A 14,246-nucleotide genomic window follows, 5' to 3' on the forward strand; every position below is an offset into this window, starting at 1 on the left:
TCAGCCCCCGCATCGTCAAACGCGCCATCTCCAAGTACCAGGCCCGAGGCCCCCACATCGACCGGACCAGCTACAAAGCCACCACCGGCATCGAAATCCTCGCACCCGCAGGCCCTTGACAACCTCCCCCAACCGCAAACTGAACGGCCTTGGGGCTAGTCCGCTCGGGTCGGCTCCCTTTCCGGCTCGTAGGAGCCAATGAACGCTCGTACGAGCGATCGTGTGAGCGGTAAAGCGATCGTGTGAGCGGTTCGTGGTCGAACGCGCGGTACATGAAGCACCCCGCCGCCGGGAATTCGGCGACGGGGTGCGGAGAACCGCGTGGTGCTTCAGGCGGGCGAGCCGAGGAGTCTGGTGGGGGCCGCCCGGTGGGTCAGCACCGGGAGAAGGTCGGCGACGCGGTGCGGGCGGTGGGCCGCGATGCCGGGAGGCGCCGGCGTCAGCGGGACGAGCAGATCGGTGGCGGCGGGATGGCCGGTGGCACCGTCCGCGGTGCAGTCCTCGTGCAGCCAGAGCGTCAGCATGTACAGGCCGGGCACCGACAGCAGGCGGGGCTGGTACGGCTGCGGCATCGTCTCGGCCTGGCGCAGGGCGCGCTCGGTGGAGGTGATGTACGGGCCTTCGAAGAAGTGGGAGAAGGTCCAGCCGTCGGGAGTCAGCATGGTCTCCGCCGCGGCCACGGCGCGGTCGCCGCAGCGGATCAGGAAGCGCCACCCGGCCAGCCGGGTCGCGGACACGCCCTCGGCCGTGACGTGGTCGAGGACGTGCACGGGCAGGGGGAGCTCGGGTGTGGCGGGTCCCTGGGTGCCGAGCAGGGAGGGAGTTCGGGCTTCGCGGACCGCGGTGGGTGAGGAGAGCGCAGAGAGGACGGAACGGAGTGCGGGCGCGGGAGCCGGAGGGACATGCAGCGGCATGGTGGGTCGCCTCTCATTCAAAGGCACGGTGGCGCGAGGGCGGGGGCGGACGGCGCTGTCAGCTCACGGGGGTCAGAGAGGCAGGGGCCGGGGTCATGTGAACGAGAGGGGGGTGGGGTCCGCGTCGCCTCGGCGGCAGGACCCATCGACCGTGGGCGCCAACCTTCTGCCTTGTTCGCGGAGTTTATACGACACGGGTTCAGACTGTGTTTCGTCTAGCCGTTTCCGGTGAGTAGAACAAGAGTACATTCGGTCGGCGTTACGCGAGAATTATCCCGATTCCAGGCGGGGGTGCACTGCGATGACCTCGGCGCATGTCCGCGAACCGGTCGGCCCATTCTCGTCGGCGTTTTTCACGAGTTCCCGGGGGCCGTTACCCGTCCTGTGTGACTTGCCGAGTGAATGTGCCATCGGTCACACATGACCAGCGTAGCGGCCGACGGGTCCGCCCGGGACGTTATCGATCGCTTTCACTGGGCATCCTCCACCTGACCGGGACCCAGGCAGCCGGATCCCGGCCCGCATCACCGAGAAGGGACGCTTCGATGGGGGAGAAGGTCGCGGCAGGCCGGTTCGACCTGTCCGATCGCCAGCGCTACCGCGACAAGCTGCGTCAGTGTCTGACGGGCTTGGAGCGACTCCTGGCGGAGCAGCGGTTCGATCGCCCCAAGAACCTCATGGGGCTGGAGATCGAATTGAATCTCGCGGGTGCCGACGGCATGCCGAAAATGTTGAACGGGCAAGTCCTCGAACGCATCGCGAGCCGCGACTTCCAAACAGAACTCGCCATGTTCAACCTGGAAGTGAACATCCCCCCACACCGTCTGGGGGGCCGGGTTTTCGACCGTCTCGCGGAGGAACTCCGTACGTCACTGGCATATGCCGACCGAAAAGCCGGCGAGGTCGACGCGGGAATTGTGATGATCGGTATTCTGCCGACTCTCGACCGTGACGACCTGGTGTCGTCGAACCTCTCCGACGTCGACCGGTACACCCTCCTCAACGACCAGATCGTGGCCGCCCGCGGCGAGGAGTTCACCCTCGACATCGACGGCGTGGAGCACCTGAGCTGCACCTCGAAGTCCATTGCGCCGGAGGCCGCCTGCACCTCGGTGCAGCTGCACCTCCAGGTCACCCCGGCCCGCTTCGCCGACGTGTGGAACGCGGCCCAGGCGGTCACCGCCGCGCAGATCGCCGTCGGCGCCAACTCGCCCTTCCTCTTCGGCCGCGAGCTGTGGCGCGAGTCGCGGCCCCCGCTGTTCCAGCAGTCCACCGACACCCGCCCGCCCGAGCTCCAGGCCCAGGGCGTCCGGCCGCGCACCTGGTTCGGCGAGCGCTGGGTCAGCTCGGCGTACGACCTCTTCGAGGAGAACCTGCGCTACTACCCGGCCCTGCTGCCGATCTGCGACGACGAGGACCCGCTGAAGGTCCTCGACCAGGGCGGCACACCGTCGCTCGCCGAACTCGTCCTGCACAACGGCACGATCTACCGCTGGAACCGCCCGGTCTACGGCATCGCCGACGGCGTCCCGCACCTGCGTGTGGAGAACCGCGTCCTGCCGGCCGGACCCACCGTCATCGACGTCATCGCGAACGCGGCCTTCTTCTACGGGGTCGTCCGGGCCCTGGCCGAGGAGTCCAGGCCGGTGTGGACCCGGCTGCCGTTCGAGGCGGCCGCCGCCAACTTCGACGCCGCGTGCAAGGACGGCATCGACGCCCGCTTCACCTGGCCCCGGCGGGGCCGGTACGGCGGCATGGCCGAGGTCGACGCGGTGAACCTGATCCGCGACGAGTTGCTGCCGCTCGCCGAGGCCGGGCTGGACGCCTGGGGAGTCGAGCCGGCCGACCGCGATCTGTACCTGGGCGTGATCGAGGAGCGGTGCCGGCGCCGGGTGAACGGAGCGAGCTGGCAGGCCGCCACGTTCCACACGGCACTGGACGCCGGCCTCTCCCGGGACGACGCGCTGGCCGCCACCACCCGGCGCTACCGCGAGCTGATGCACGAGGGCGACCCGGTGCACACCTGGCCGGTGGGACTGCCCGAGCCGGTGTCGCTGGGCTGACTCCGCCGCCGGGACGGGATCCCGCTGCCGCCATACTGATCCGACAGGTCGGTGAAGTGGAGGCAGGTGTGCAGGCGGAGGCGAGCCCGGTGGGCGATTCCATTCCCCAGCAGGAGCTCTCACGGCGGATGCTCCGCAACGAGACGCTGCTGGTCCTCGCGCTGTCACTCGGCGCGAGCGGAGTGTCCGCGCTGATCAGCTTCATCGGGTCGGTCACCAAGCCGGGCGGCCTCAGGGACCAGGCGGCCACGCTGAACGCCTCGGCGGCGCCCGGGCGGCCCTGGCTCGACCTTGCCTGGCAGCTCTTCGGAATCACCACGGCGCTCGTGCCCGTCGCGCTCGTCGCGCACTTCCTGCTGCGCGAGGGCGCGAGCCTGCGCACGATCGGCTTCGACCGCACCCGCCCCTGGCCCGACCTCGGACGCGGGGCGGCGATCGCGGCGGTCATCGGCAGCACCGGCATCGCCTTCTACCTCGCGGCCCGCGGCCTCGGCTTCAACCTCACCGTGGTGCCCGAGGCACTTCCGGAGGTGTGGTGGAAGTACCCCGTGCTGATCCTCTCGGCGATCCAGAACGCCGTGCTGGAGGAAGTGATCGTCGTCGGCTACCTGCTGCGCCGCATGGGCCAGCTGGGGTGGACCCCGACGGCGGCCCTGGTCGGCAGCTCCGTTCTGCGCGGCTCGTACCACCTCTACCAGGGCATCGGCGGCTTCGTCGGGAACATGGTCATGGGCGTCGTCTTCGTCTGGCTCTACCGCCGCTGGGGGCGGGTCGGCCCGCTCGTGGTGGCCCACTCGCTGCTCGACATCGGGGCGTTCGTCGGCTACGCGCTGCTGGCGGGCAAGGTGGGCTGGCTGCCGACGGCCTGACGTGACACGGGCAGGGGCGTACGACGGTGTCGTACGCCCCTTCGTTCGTCTCAGGCCACCAGGTCGCCCTCGATGACGGTGACCGCCGTGCCGGTCAGCAGGGTGCGGTCGCCGCGCAACTCCGTGCGGACGCGGCCGGACCGGGCTGAGGCCTGCAGACCGGTGAGGCCGGGGCGGCCCAGACGCTCGGACCAGAACGGGGCGAGCGCCGTGTGGGCACTGCCCGTGACCGGGTCCTCGTCGATGCCGACGTTCGGGAAGAAGCAGCGCGAGACGAAGTCGTAGCCCCGGGCCGGGTCCTCGGCGCGGGCGGTGGCGATGACGCCGCGCTCGGAGTGGTCCGCGAGGGCCCTCAGGTCGGGACGGAGGCCGTGCACCGTCTTCTCGTCGGCTACCTCGACGAGCAGGTCGCCGATGTTAGGACCGGTGTCGAGGACCGTGAGCGGCTCGGCACCCAGCGCCTCGGCGAGGCCGCGGGGCGGGTCGGTCCGGGTGAGCGGGGCCGTCGGGAAGTCGAGGGTGACGGAGCCGTCCGCGACGGGCGTGGCGACGAGGACGCCGCTGCGGGTGGCGAACCGCACCGGGCCCGTGTGTGCGCCGGTCGTGTACAGGACGTGGGCGGTGGCGAGGGTCGCGTGGCCGCACATCGCGACCTCGGTGGCCGGTGTGAACCAGCGCAGCGCCCAGTCCGCCTCTGGGCCCCCGGGGAGCGGGTGGACGAAGGCCGTCTCGGCGTGGTTGACCTCCAGGGCGACGTTCTGCAGCCAGGTGTCGTCCGGGAAGGCGTCCGCGCCGGGCAGGAGCAGGACCCCGGCCGGGTTGCCGGAGAAGGGACGATCGGTGAAGGCGTCGACGATTCGGATCCTCATGCCCCGACGCTAGGGCTCCCACCAAGCCGCAGGCCAAGGCCAATTCGCGAGTCCTGGCCCGGTTTCGTCGGCCGGGGCGTGCGGGCAGAGCCTTGTCAGTCGAGTGTCACCGATATATCGTTGAAGCATCGCGACAGGTCAACGATGGAATGGAGAGTGGCTGCGATGCGTACCCACGGATTCGAGCGTGGACATGGACACGGGGGCCCGCACCGCGGCCGGGGTGGCTTCGAAGGGCTGCGTGCGGCCTTCGGTCCCTTCGGGCCGGGCGGGCCGGGTGGCCCCGGCTGGGGCGGGCCCGGTGGACCGGGCTTCGGCCCGGGCCCCTGGGGTGGACGAGGGCGCGGGGGACCACGGGGGAGGGCGCGGCGCGGTGACGTACGCGCCTCGATCCTGGCCCTGCTGAAGGACCGGCCGATGCACGGCTACGAGATGATCCAGGAGATCGCCGAGCGCAGCGGCGGGGCGTGGAAGCCCAGCCCCGGTTCGGTGTACCCCACCCTCCAGCTGCTGGAGGACGAGGGGCTGATCGTCAGTGCGTCCGAGGGCGGCAAGAAGCTGTTCTCGCTCACCGATGCGGGCCGCGAGGCCGCCGAGGAGGGGCCCGAGGCGCCCTGGGAAGAGGCTTCCCGCGGAGTCGACTGGGAGGCCCTCGGCGAGATCCGTCAGGCCGGCTTCGGTCTGATGGAGGCCTTCGGCCAGGTCTGGAAGACCGGCAGCAAGGAGCAGCGGGAGAAGGCGGTCGGCGTCATCAACGAGGCCCGCAAGAAGCTGTATCTGATCCTCGCCGACGAGGACTGAACCGCGCAGGTGACGAAGCGCCCCCGGAGTGGTCCGGGGGCGCTTCGGCGTGCCGGGGGTGTCAGGTCACCAGCCCGTCGTGCCGGGGGTGTCAGGTCACCAGCCCGTCAAGCTTGCGCAGCGACTCGTGCAGGGCCGCCGTGGCCGAGTCCTTGAGCTTGCCCGCCATCAGGGACACCGTCGCGCCCGTGAACTCGCCGTCGATGCGGACCGTCGTGGCGTCGCCGTCGGGTGTGAGGGTGTAGCGCGTCGCCACGGTCACCGCCATCGGGCCCTTGCCGCGGATGGCGAGCACGCGGGCTGGTTCCAGCTCCTCGACGGTCCACGCCACCTCGGCCGGGAAGTTCATCAGCCGCATGTTCTCCTGGAACGTCGCGCCCACCTCCAGGGGCCCCGGACCGCCCGCCGGGAAACTCGTGTGGGTCGCGTTCCACTCGCCGTACGCGGACCAGTCCGTGAGCCTCGCCCACACCTTCTCGGCCGGCGCCCCGATGCGTGCCTCCGCGCTGACTTCGGCCATGCGACCACCTCTTCGTCTCGGGCTGGGTGTCGCGGAACGTAGCCGTGGCGGCCGCAGTGTTCAATACTGACGAACCGTCAGCCGTGTGGCGGTCTCCGCCTGAATCTGCCTGATCTCCTCCGTAAGGAGGAGATTCCGCTCGCTGGAGTCCACTTCCCGTGGGACGCGAAAATGCTCCCCGCCGGGGATGACCCGGGTGCGCGGGACTGATGGGGTAGAGGATGTGCAACCTCGTATCCCCCGGCAGTCGGCCCATGAGCACGGCATTCAGCGCGTGGACAACGATGCCAGGCTCAGTGACGAGCTGGCGTCGGTGGTCGGCGGTGCCCGGCGCCGGGCCGTCCGGGACGGGGACCGGCAGGTCGACACCGCCCATCTGCTCCACTCGCTGCTGGAATCCGACCCCGAGACGCGTGCCGTCTTCGGCGAGGGGTCGCAGATCGCGCGGCTGCTCGGCTATCTCGTCCAGCGCAGCATCGGCTACGGCCTGCGCTGGCAGAGCGGTGTCGAGGACTCCGGCGCCGTACCCGTGGTGACGGGGACGGCGGGCTTCTCCCCGCTCGCCGCCGGGTGCATGGAGTACGCCTGCGAGCGCGCCGCCGGGCGCGGTGGACCGGCCCGCGGCACCGACCTGCTCGCGGCGATCGTCGTCGACCCGCAGGCGCGCGCGGTCGAGGTGCTCGAACGAGCCGGCATCGACCCGCACGAGGTGATCGCCCGGCTCGACGGCTGGTCCGGCCTCACCGAGGAGTGCGGGGAAGCCACCTGCTGAGCGGCACGGCGCCGGCCGATCGCTCCGTCCAGGCTGTGAGACAGGTGCCATAGGGGATGACGCTCCTGTCATGGCCTGCCATCATGTGCCGGTGCGTACCTCTGACAGCAGCGTGAGCGGGCGCGGCAGGGGTGTGGGGCTCGGCCTCGCGCTCCTGTCCGCGGTGGCCTTCGGTGGATCCGGTGTCGCGGCCAAGCCGCTGATCGAGGCAGGTCTGGACCCGCTGCACGTGGTGTGGCTGAGGGTGGCCGGGGCGGCCCTGGTGATGCTGCCGCTCGCCGTACGCCATCGCGCGCTGCTGCGCCGGCGTCCCGGGCTGCTCGCCGGGTTCGGACTGCTGGCCGTCGCCGGTGTCCAGGCCTGCTACTTCGCCTCGCTCTCCCGGATCCCCGTCGGGGTCGCGCTGCTCATCGAGTACCTGGCGCCCGCGCTCGTGCTGGGCTGGGTGCGGTTCGTGCAGAAGCGGCCGGTGACGCGGGCCGCGGCCGTCGGTGTCGTCCTCGCGGTCGGCGGACTGGCCTGTGTCGTCGAGGTCTGGTCGGGCCTCGGCTTCGACGCCCTCGGACTGCTGCTCGCGCTCGGCGCGGCCTGCTGCCAGGTCGGCTACTTCGTCCTGTCCGACCAGGGCAGCGACGCGGGGGACGAGGCGCCCGACCCGCTCGGCGTCATCGCCTACGGGCTGCTCGTCGGCGCGGCCGTGCTGACCGTCGTCGCCCGGCCCTGGACCATGGACTGGTCGGTGCTCCAGGGCACCGCGAGCATGGACGGCAGGCCCGTCGCCGCCGTCGTGCTGCTGGCGTGGATCGTCCTCGTCGCCACGGTCGTCGCCTACGTCACCGGTGTGGTCTCCGTGCGGCGGCTCTCCCCGCAGGTCGCGGGGGTCGTCGCCTGTCTCGAGGCGGTCATCGCCACCGTCCTGGCCTGGGTCCTGCTCGGCGAGCACCTCTCGGCGCCGCAGATCGCCGGTGGGGCCATCGTGCTGGTGGGCGCTTTCATCGCGCAGTCCTCGACGCCCGCGAAGGGTTCCGAACAGCCGGTGGCGAGCGGTGGCCCGGAAAGGGAATTGTCCCGGCGCGGGACCAGCGCCTAAGGTGCCGATCATGCCTTCCGCACGCGTTCTTCCGCCTCCGGCCGCCTGAGGCGGGCCCTCCGGAAACCGCGCCCGGCGATGCGCCGCCGCGCAGAACGGTGCTGCCCGCAGACGAAGTCCGTGGACCCCTGATCCCCACTGATCCGGGGCCCTTCCCGAACTTCCGCGCACCCGCCGCCGCTCGTCGCGTGCGGCGCGCCGTGCGCGACTGCGGAGAGAACACGTGTCGAACACCACCTCCGGCCTGCCCGTCGGGCGAGGCCTCCTCTATCTGATCGTCGCCGGTGTCGCCTGGGGCACCGCGGGCGCGGCCGCCTCCCTGGTCTACCGGGCCGCCGACATGGGGCCCGTCGCCCTTTCCTTCTGGCGCTGTGCCGCAGGACTCGTGCTGCTGCTCGCCGTCCGTCTGGTGCGCCCGCGCGCCGCGGCCCCCGTGCGTGAACCGCTCGGCCGCCGTGTCCTGCGGACCGGGGTCACCGGGCTCGGCCTCGCCGTCTTCCAGACCGCGTACTTCGCGGCCGTCTCCGCCACGGGCCTCGCCGTGGCCACCGTCGTCACCCTGGGCGCGGGCCCCGTCCTCATCGCGCTGGGCGCCCGGCTGACCCTGTCCGAACGCCTGGGGCGGGGCGGTGCCGTCGCGGTGCTGGGCGCCCTCGCCGGGCTCGTGGTGCTCGTCCTCGGGGGCGGGGGTACGACCGTACGTCCCGCGGGGGTGCTGCTCGCGCTGCTGTCCGCGGCCGGGTACTGCGTGATGACGCTGCTCACCCGCCGGTGGGGCCGCGACGGCGAGGGCGACGCCACCCGGACGACCGCCGGGGCCTTCGCCGTCACGAGCCTGTGCCTGTTGCCGTTCGCCCTGGCGGAGGGACTGCTGCCGCACACCGAGGAGCCCGGCCGGCTCCTGCTCCTGCTGCTGTACGTCGCCGCCGTCCCCACCGCGCTGGCCTACGGCCTCTACTTCGCGGGCGCGGCCGTCGTACGGTCCGCCACCGTCTCGGTGATCATGCTGCTGGAACCGGTGAGCGCGGCGGTGCTCGCCGTCGTCCTGCTCGGCGAACACCTCACGGCGGCGACGCTGGCAGGGACCCTGCTGATGCTGGGCTCGGTGGCCGGCCTCGCGGTGGGGGAGGCCCGGGGCGCGCGGACGGCCGAGGAGCCGGTGCCGGCCGTGTGAGGTGCCGCCCGGGCCGGCATGGAAGGCCCTCACCTGTTCAAGATCTCTCAGCCGAGACCTGGCTCACCCGTCCACAACCTCCTCGGACAGAACACCTAGGCCTCAGGCCTCCTGCCTCCGCAGGAGATGGGCGCGCGCCCTGGAGTCGCCCGGACCGCTGCGGTCCGCCAGGCCCGCGGCGATCCGGTCCCGGACCTCGGCGGGCCTGTGGTTCGCGTACTTGAACGTGGCGCGCACGTCCGTCACTTCGAGGCGCAGGCCGCGGATGCCGGCCAGCATTCTGCCGTACGGGGCCTCGCCCACCGCCGCCCGTGCGGAGCCGCCCCGCGGCTGGAAGTGGTCGACCTGGCGGTTGAGGAGCGCGGCCTTCTCCGCCGGGTCGTCCACGACATGGGCGCGGCAACGCAGCTGCACGGCCGCTTAGGGGTCCTTTCACTATGAGCGTCCGATCAGGGCGCGTGGTCTGGTGCCGTGCGTCGCAAGGCGCCGGGAAGCCCTCGTAGCGGAGCTACTAGGGCTTTTCGGCAACGCGGCGAGGTGCGGTGCCAGGCCGCGCGACCCGGACGGGCATAGTGAAAGGACCCCTTAGAAGCTCGTCGGGGTGCCGTGCTCGGGCGGGACGTCCGGGCGGCCTGCCAGGGCCGGGCACGAACACGTAGTCGTCGACCACGCTCAGCAGGACGTCCGGGCCGGCCTCCAGCGCGGGCCAGAGCGGGTTCGGGCAGGCGAGATGGGTGACGACCTCGCCGCGTCCGGCGTCGTAGACGAAGTGCGGGGGCTGGACGTGGGGCGGTTCGCCCGGCAGGCCGTTGACGGCGAGCCGGCCGAAGTCGTGCTCGGCCAGCCACCGTTGCCATTCGGTGTCGTCGCGGGGCGCGTCCCAGGGGTGGATCAGCATCAGAAGGCTGCGAGGTAGCCGGGCAGTTCGGTGCCGGGGACCAGGCCGGGGTCGGCGTCCGGCGTGCCGTAGGTGCGCCGCACCGGGACGACGCCGGCCCAGTGCGGGAGAGCGAGGTCCTCCGGTTCGTCGTTCACGCCGCCGGTGCGCAGCTTCGCGGAGACCTCGTCCAGGTCCAGGCGGATCACGGCGGTGGCGGCCAGCTCCTTCTTGTTGGCGGGGCGCGAGTCCGCGGAGCGGCCGGGCACGACGTGGTCGACCAGCGCGTCCAGGGCCTGCCGCTTCTCCTCGGGGTCCGTCACGTCGTGGGCGACGCCGTGCACCACCACGGAGCGGTAGTTGATCGAGTGGTGGAAGGCCGAGCGGGCCAGGACCAGACCGTCCACGTGCGTGACCGTCAGGCAGACCGGAAGACCCGGGTCGGCCTGACCGGCCGCCCGCAGCGGACGCGAGCCCGTCGATCCGTGCACGTACAGCCGCTCGCCGACGCGGGCGTACAGCGTGGGCAGCACGACCGGCGCCCCGTCGCGGACGAACCCGAGATGGCAGACGTAGGCCTCGTCGAGTATCGCGTGCACCAGGTGCCTGTCGTACGAGGCCCGGTCCGGGGAGCGGGTGGGGACGGTGCGGTCGGACGGGGTGTAGGCGGTGTCGGGCTGGGACGGCGTCTGCGTGGTCCCCTGCATGGCGCTCTCCATTGCACTAGTGCATAATTGGCTTTGTGCTAGGAGAGTATCCGATCAGTGGACGTCGCGCAGCGGACATTTCCGCGAGCATCGAGCGAGCGGTGGGGGCCGGTGAGCTGCGGCCCGGTCAACTGCTGCCTCCCATGCGGGAGTTGGCGGAGCGGCTGGGGGTGAATCCCAACACGGTCGCGGCCGCGTACCGCACGCTGCGCGAGCGCGGGGTCATCGAGACCGCGGGCCGGCGCGGCAGCCGGGTGCGGCCCACGCCGGCGACGACCGGGCGGGAGCACTTCCGGGTGGAGGTCCCCGAGGGCGTGCGGGACGTGGCGCAGGGCAATCCGGACCCGGCGCTGCTGCCGCCCCTCGCGGGCGCGTTCGCCGCGGCGGCGGAGGAGGGCGACCGGGCGCCCGTGCTCTACGGGGACACCCCTCTGGAGCCGGAGCTGGCCAGGATCGCGCGGGCCGGACTCGACGCCGACGGCGTGCCGGACGGGCCGCTCGCCGTGGTCTCCGGGGCCCTCGACGGCGTCGAACGGGTGCTGGCGGCCCACCTCAAGCCCGGTGACACCGTCGCCGTCGAGGACCCCGGCTGGGGCCGCACCCTCGATCTCGTGCCCGCCCTCGGGCTGCGGACCGTCCCCGTCGGCGTCGACGACGAGGGGCCTCGCGCGCAGGACGTGCGCGGCGCGCTGGAGGCCGGGGCGCGGGCTCTGATCGTCACCGACCGCGCGCAGAACCCGACCGGCGCCGCGGTGAGCGCCGCCCGCGCGCGTGCCCTGCGCGCCGTGCTCCGCGAGCACCCGGAGGTCCTGCTGATCGAGGACGACCACGGCCACGGCATCGTCGACGTGCCCCTGCACCCGCTGGCCGGAGTCACCCGGCACTGGGCGTTCGTACGCTCCGCCGCCAAGGCCTACGGCCCTGATCTGCGCCTCGCCGTGCTCACCGGGGACGCCGTCACCGTAGACCGGGTCGGCGGGCGGCACCGGCTCGGGCCCGGCTGGGTCAGCCGGCTGATGCAGCGGGCCCTGGTGCGGCTGTGGGCCGACGGCGCGGTGGACACCGCCGAGGTGGCGGCGTCGTACGGGCGACGGCGGGACGCGCTGATCGGCGCGCTCGAACGGCGGGGTGTGGCAGCGTACGGGCGCAGCGGCATGAACGTGTGGGTGCCGGTACCGGACGAGACCGGCGCCGTCGCCCGGCTGCTGCACGCGGGCTGGGCCGTGGCCCCCGGCGCCCGCTTCCGGCTGAGCGCACCGCCCGGCATCCGGGTCACCGTCTCCACGCTTGCCCGGGGCGAGATCGAGGAGCTGGCCGACGCGATCGCCGCGGCCCTCGGACCCGCCCCGGCGCGGAGCTACGACTGAGGAGGCGCCGGCCGGGATTCTCGGGTTCGCGGAGCTGTGGCTGAGGGGGCGCCGGCCGGGTTTCTCGGGTTCGCGGAGCTACGACTGAGCCACCTTCCGGGGCTTGGGCCGCGCCTGCGTGAGCGCCGCTCCCGTCAGCACGATCACCGCCCCCACCGGCGTCGACCAGGCGAGCGCCTCACCGAGGAGGGCGACGCCCGCGGCCGTGGCGATGACCGGGATGAAGTACGTGACCATCTGCGCGGTCGTCGGGCCGACCTCCGCTACCAGGCCGTACTGGAGGAGGACCGCGAGGCCCGTCCCCAGCGCGCCCAAGGCGGCGATCGCCAGCAGCGGCACGACGGACACGCGGGTGGGCAGGGTCGTGAACAGTGGCGTGACGACGGCGAGCTGGACCGTCGCGAGCAGCAGCTGGGCGCCGGTCATCGACAGGTGCGAGTGGCCGGTGCCGGCCAGGGTGCGGCGGACGTAGATCCATCCGATCGGGTAGCTGAGGGAGGCGAGCAGGGCCAGTGCCGTCCCGGTGGCGTCCAGGCCGTGGAAGCCCTGCCAGGCGCCGAGCACGGTGAGCACGCCGAGGAAGCCGAGACCGAGCCCCGCGACCCGCACCCGGGTCGGCCGGTCCTCCGACAGGGCGACCAGCGACAGCGCCATGGCCCACAGCGGCGAGGTCGCGTTGCAGATGCCCGCCAGCGTGGACGGGATGGTCAGCTCGGCGTACGCGAACAGGGAGAACGGCAGGGCGTTGAGCAGGAACGCGGCGACCGCCAGATGCCCCCAGGTACGCGCCCCGCGCGGCAGCCGTTCGCGCCGCACCGCCATCGCGGCGGCCAGCACCGCCGTGCCGAACACCAGCCGGCCGAGCGTCACCTGGAACGGCGCGTACCCCTCGGTGCCCACCTTGATGAGGAGGAAGCTGAAACCCCAGATCAGGGACAGGGCGGCGAAGCGGAGGCGCCAGTCGAGGCGGCGGCGGTGCGGTGCGGATGGGGCGGTGGTGACCCGGTCGGCCGGGGTGGTGACGGTGCTCATGCCAGCCACGATGCGGTACCGAAACCTCGTAGCACAATCGAGATTTCGCACCCGGTATCGCGTAGCATTGCTTACGTGTTGAACCTGGAGCGCCTGCGCACCCTCGACGCCCTCGCCCGGCACGGATCGGTGAGCGGCGCGGCCCAGGGGCTGCACATCACGACGTCCGCCGTCTCGCAGCAGCTGTCCAAGCTCGAGCGGGAGGTCGGCCAGCAGCTCCTCGCCAAGAACGGCCGCGGGGTGCGGCTCACCGACGCGGGTCGGCTGCTCGCCGAGCACGCCGGGCGCATCCTGTCCCTGGTGGAACTGGCCCAGTCCGACCTGGAGGCGCAGCGCGGGCAGGTCGTCGGCGAGCTCAGGCTGTCGGCGTTCCCGACGGCCGCACGGGGGCTGTTCCCGCACGCGCTGGCCGCCTTGCGCCGGCAGCACCCCGCGCTCCGGCTGCGCTCCTGCGAACTCGAACCGGAGCAGGGCATCGCCGGGGTCGTGCGCGGCGACCTCGACCTCGCCGTGGTGCTGGATTGGTACAACAAGCCGATGGCGCTGCCCGACGGGCTGGTCAAGGCGTCGATCCTGGACGACCCGGCCGAGGTCGCCATGCCGGTGGGCCACCGGCTCGCGGAGCGCGCGGAGGTGGACCTCGCCGAGTTCGCCGACGACGAGTGGATCACCTGGGGCGAGGGCGAGTTCTGCCACGAGTGGCTGATGTTCACGCTGCGCTCCAAGGGCGTCGAGCCGGTCGTCGGCCACCGCGCCGCCGAGAACCACACCCAGCTCGCGCTGGTCGCCGCGGGCCTCGGTGTGTGCATCGCCCCCATCCTCGGCCGCCACCCCGTGCCCGCCGGGGTCGTGACCGTCCCCCTCCGGCAGCGGGTCCGGCGGCACGTGTACGTCGTCTGGCGCGCGGACGCGGACCGCCGCCCGTCGATCCGGGCGGCGGTGAAGGCCCTGCGGGCGGCGGGGGAGAGCGTCGGCTGAGGCCCGGGAGCGGCTGCGGCCCCGGCCGCGTGGTTGTCGTTTCGGGGGGGGGGGGGGGGGGGGGGGGGCCCGCCCCGGCCCGCGGGTGTGTGTGGCTGGGAGTGGATGGCAGCCCCCCCCCCCCCCGCCGCCCCGGCCCGGGCCGCGGGTGTGGTTGCCGGGGAGTGGCTGCTCTGCCCGGGCCGCGGGTGTGGTTGCCGGGGAGTGGCTGCT

Annotated in this window: 13 protein-coding genes and 2 pseudogenes; 8 read left to right on the forward strand and 7 right to left on the reverse strand. The window is 72.6% G+C overall.

What is annotated here, in order from left to right:
• Positions 1-329 precede the first annotated feature (329 nt).
• On the reverse strand, positions 330-914 hold the full coding sequence (locus HDC93_RS26905) for a hypothetical protein (protein WP_185013401.1): 585 nt from the start codon (positions 912-914) through the stop codon (positions 330-332).
• Positions 915-1,459: 545 nt separating this feature from the next.
• On the opposite strand from HDC93_RS26905, the gene HDC93_RS26910 reads away from it, so the two are divergent.
• Together HDC93_RS26910 and HDC93_RS26915 are read left to right on the forward strand one after the other, a co-directional pair.
• Positions 1,460-2,977, forward strand: coding sequence for a glutamate-cysteine ligase family protein (locus tag HDC93_RS26910; RefSeq protein WP_185013402.1), 1,518 nt, complete (start codon positions 1,460-1,462; stop codon positions 2,975-2,977).
• A gap of 68 nt (positions 2,978-3,045) precedes the next feature.
• Positions 3,046-3,846, forward strand: coding sequence for a CPBP family intramembrane glutamic endopeptidase (locus HDC93_RS26915; protein WP_185013598.1), 801 nt, complete (start codon positions 3,046-3,048; stop codon positions 3,844-3,846).
• A 50-nt stretch (positions 3,847-3,896) separates the two neighbouring features.
• On the opposite strand, the gene HDC93_RS26920 is transcribed toward HDC93_RS26915, so the two are convergent.
• The gene (locus HDC93_RS26920) at positions 3,897-4,715 is read right to left on the reverse strand and encodes a PhzF family phenazine biosynthesis protein (RefSeq protein WP_185013403.1); all 819 of its coding nucleotides are present in this window, start codon (positions 4,713-4,715) and stop codon (positions 3,897-3,899) included.
• Between the two features lie 165 nt (positions 4,716-4,880).
• Here HDC93_RS26920 and HDC93_RS26925 point away from each other — a divergent pair, with 165 nt between their 5' ends.
• Positions 4,881-5,516: a PadR family transcriptional regulator gene (locus HDC93_RS26925; protein ID WP_185013404.1), complete on the forward strand. Its 636-nt coding sequence runs from the start codon at positions 4,881-4,883 to the stop codon at positions 5,514-5,516.
• Between the two features lie 91 nt (positions 5,517-5,607).
• On the opposite strand, the gene HDC93_RS26930 is transcribed toward HDC93_RS26925, so the two are convergent.
• Positions 5,608-6,036: an SRPBCC family protein gene (locus tag HDC93_RS26930; RefSeq protein ID WP_185013405.1), complete on the reverse strand. Its 429-nt coding sequence runs from the start codon at positions 6,034-6,036 to the stop codon at positions 5,608-5,610.
• A gap of 223 nt (positions 6,037-6,259) precedes the next feature.
• Between HDC93_RS26930 and HDC93_RS26935 the strand changes: the two genes are divergently transcribed.
• From HDC93_RS26935 to HDC93_RS26945, 3 genes are all read left to right on the forward strand, one after another.
• On the forward strand, positions 6,260-6,808 hold the full coding sequence (locus HDC93_RS26935; protein ID WP_311774629.1) for a Clp protease N-terminal domain-containing protein: 549 nt from the start codon (positions 6,260-6,262) through the stop codon (positions 6,806-6,808).
• Positions 6,809-6,893: 85 nt separating this feature from the next.
• On the forward strand, positions 6,894-7,898 hold the full coding sequence (locus HDC93_RS26940) for a DMT family transporter (protein WP_185013599.1): 1,005 nt from the start codon (positions 6,894-6,896) through the stop codon (positions 7,896-7,898).
• 223 nt (positions 7,899-8,121) lie between these two features.
• Positions 8,122-9,072: a DMT family transporter gene (locus HDC93_RS26945; RefSeq protein ID WP_185013407.1), complete on the forward strand. Its 951-nt coding sequence runs from the start codon at positions 8,122-8,124 to the stop codon at positions 9,070-9,072.
• Positions 9,073-9,174: 102 nt separating this feature from the next.
• On the opposite strand, the pseudogene HDC93_RS26950 reads toward HDC93_RS26945, so the two are convergent.
• The 3 genes and pseudogenes from HDC93_RS26950 to HDC93_RS26960 all read right to left on the reverse strand — a co-directional run.
• Positions 9,175-9,492, reverse strand: a pseudogene (locus HDC93_RS26950) (FMN-binding negative transcriptional regulator); the annotation flags it as partial.
• A gap of 167 nt (positions 9,493-9,659) precedes the next feature.
• Positions 9,660-9,970, reverse strand: a pseudogene (locus HDC93_RS26955) (FMN-binding negative transcriptional regulator); the annotation flags it as partial.
• Positions 9,970-10,656, reverse strand: coding sequence for a pyridoxamine 5'-phosphate oxidase family protein (locus HDC93_RS26960; protein ID WP_185013408.1), 687 nt, complete (start codon positions 10,654-10,656; stop codon positions 9,970-9,972). The gene HDC93_RS26960 and the pseudogene HDC93_RS26955, both read right to left, overlap by 1 nt.
• A gap of 35 nt (positions 10,657-10,691) precedes the next feature.
• Here HDC93_RS26960 and HDC93_RS26965 point away from each other — a divergent pair, with 35 nt between their 5' ends.
• Positions 10,692-12,023 (forward strand): aminotransferase class I/II-fold pyridoxal phosphate-dependent enzyme, encoded by a 1,332-nt coding sequence (locus HDC93_RS26965; RefSeq protein WP_185013409.1) that lies wholly within the window; start codon positions 10,692-10,694, stop codon positions 12,021-12,023.
• A 78-nt stretch (positions 12,024-12,101) separates the two neighbouring features.
• On the opposite strand, the gene HDC93_RS26970 is transcribed toward HDC93_RS26965, so the two are convergent.
• The gene (locus tag HDC93_RS26970; protein WP_185013410.1) at positions 12,102-13,055 is read right to left on the reverse strand and encodes a DMT family transporter; all 954 of its coding nucleotides are present in this window, start codon (positions 13,053-13,055) and stop codon (positions 12,102-12,104) included.
• A 75-nt stretch (positions 13,056-13,130) separates the two neighbouring features.
• On the opposite strand from HDC93_RS26970, the gene HDC93_RS26975 reads away from it, so the two are divergent.
• Entirely contained in the window at positions 13,131-14,033 is a 903-nt protein-coding gene (locus HDC93_RS26975) for a LysR family transcriptional regulator (protein ID WP_185013411.1), read from the forward strand.
• Positions 14,034-14,246 lie beyond the last annotated feature (213 nt).

The organism is Streptomyces sp. AK010 (genome assembly GCF_014207295.1).
GTDB classification, from domain to species: Bacteria; Actinomycetota; Actinomycetes; order Streptomycetales; family Streptomycetaceae; genus Streptomyces; species Streptomyces massasporeus.

What these genes read in the sequence shown, in the direction of transcription:
- HDC93_RS26970 (WP_185013410.1), bottom strand. Translation starts at nt 13,055, where the DNA reads ATGAGCACCGTCACCACCCCGGCCGACCGGGTCACCACCGCCCCATCC.
- HDC93_RS26910 (WP_185013402.1), top strand. Translation starts at nt 1,460, where the DNA reads ATGGGGGAGAAGGTCGCGGCAGGCCGGTTCGACCTGTCCGATCGCCAG.
- HDC93_RS26905 (WP_185013401.1), bottom strand. Translation starts at nt 914, where the DNA reads ATGCCGCTGCATGTCCCTCCGGCTCCCGCGCCCGCACTCCGTTCCGTC.
- HDC93_RS26925 (WP_185013404.1), top strand. Translation starts at nt 4,881, where the DNA reads ATGCGTACCCACGGATTCGAGCGTGGACATGGACACGGGGGCCCGCAC.
- HDC93_RS26920 (WP_185013403.1), bottom strand. Translation starts at nt 4,715, where the DNA reads ATGAGGATCCGAATCGTCGACGCCTTCACCGATCGTCCCTTCTCCGGC.
- HDC93_RS26930 (WP_185013405.1), bottom strand. Translation starts at nt 6,036, where the DNA reads ATGGCCGAAGTCAGCGCGGAGGCACGCATCGGGGCGCCGGCCGAGAAG.
- HDC93_RS26960 (WP_185013408.1), bottom strand. Translation starts at nt 10,656, where the DNA reads ATGCAGGGGACCACGCAGACGCCGTCCCAGCCCGACACCGCCTACACC.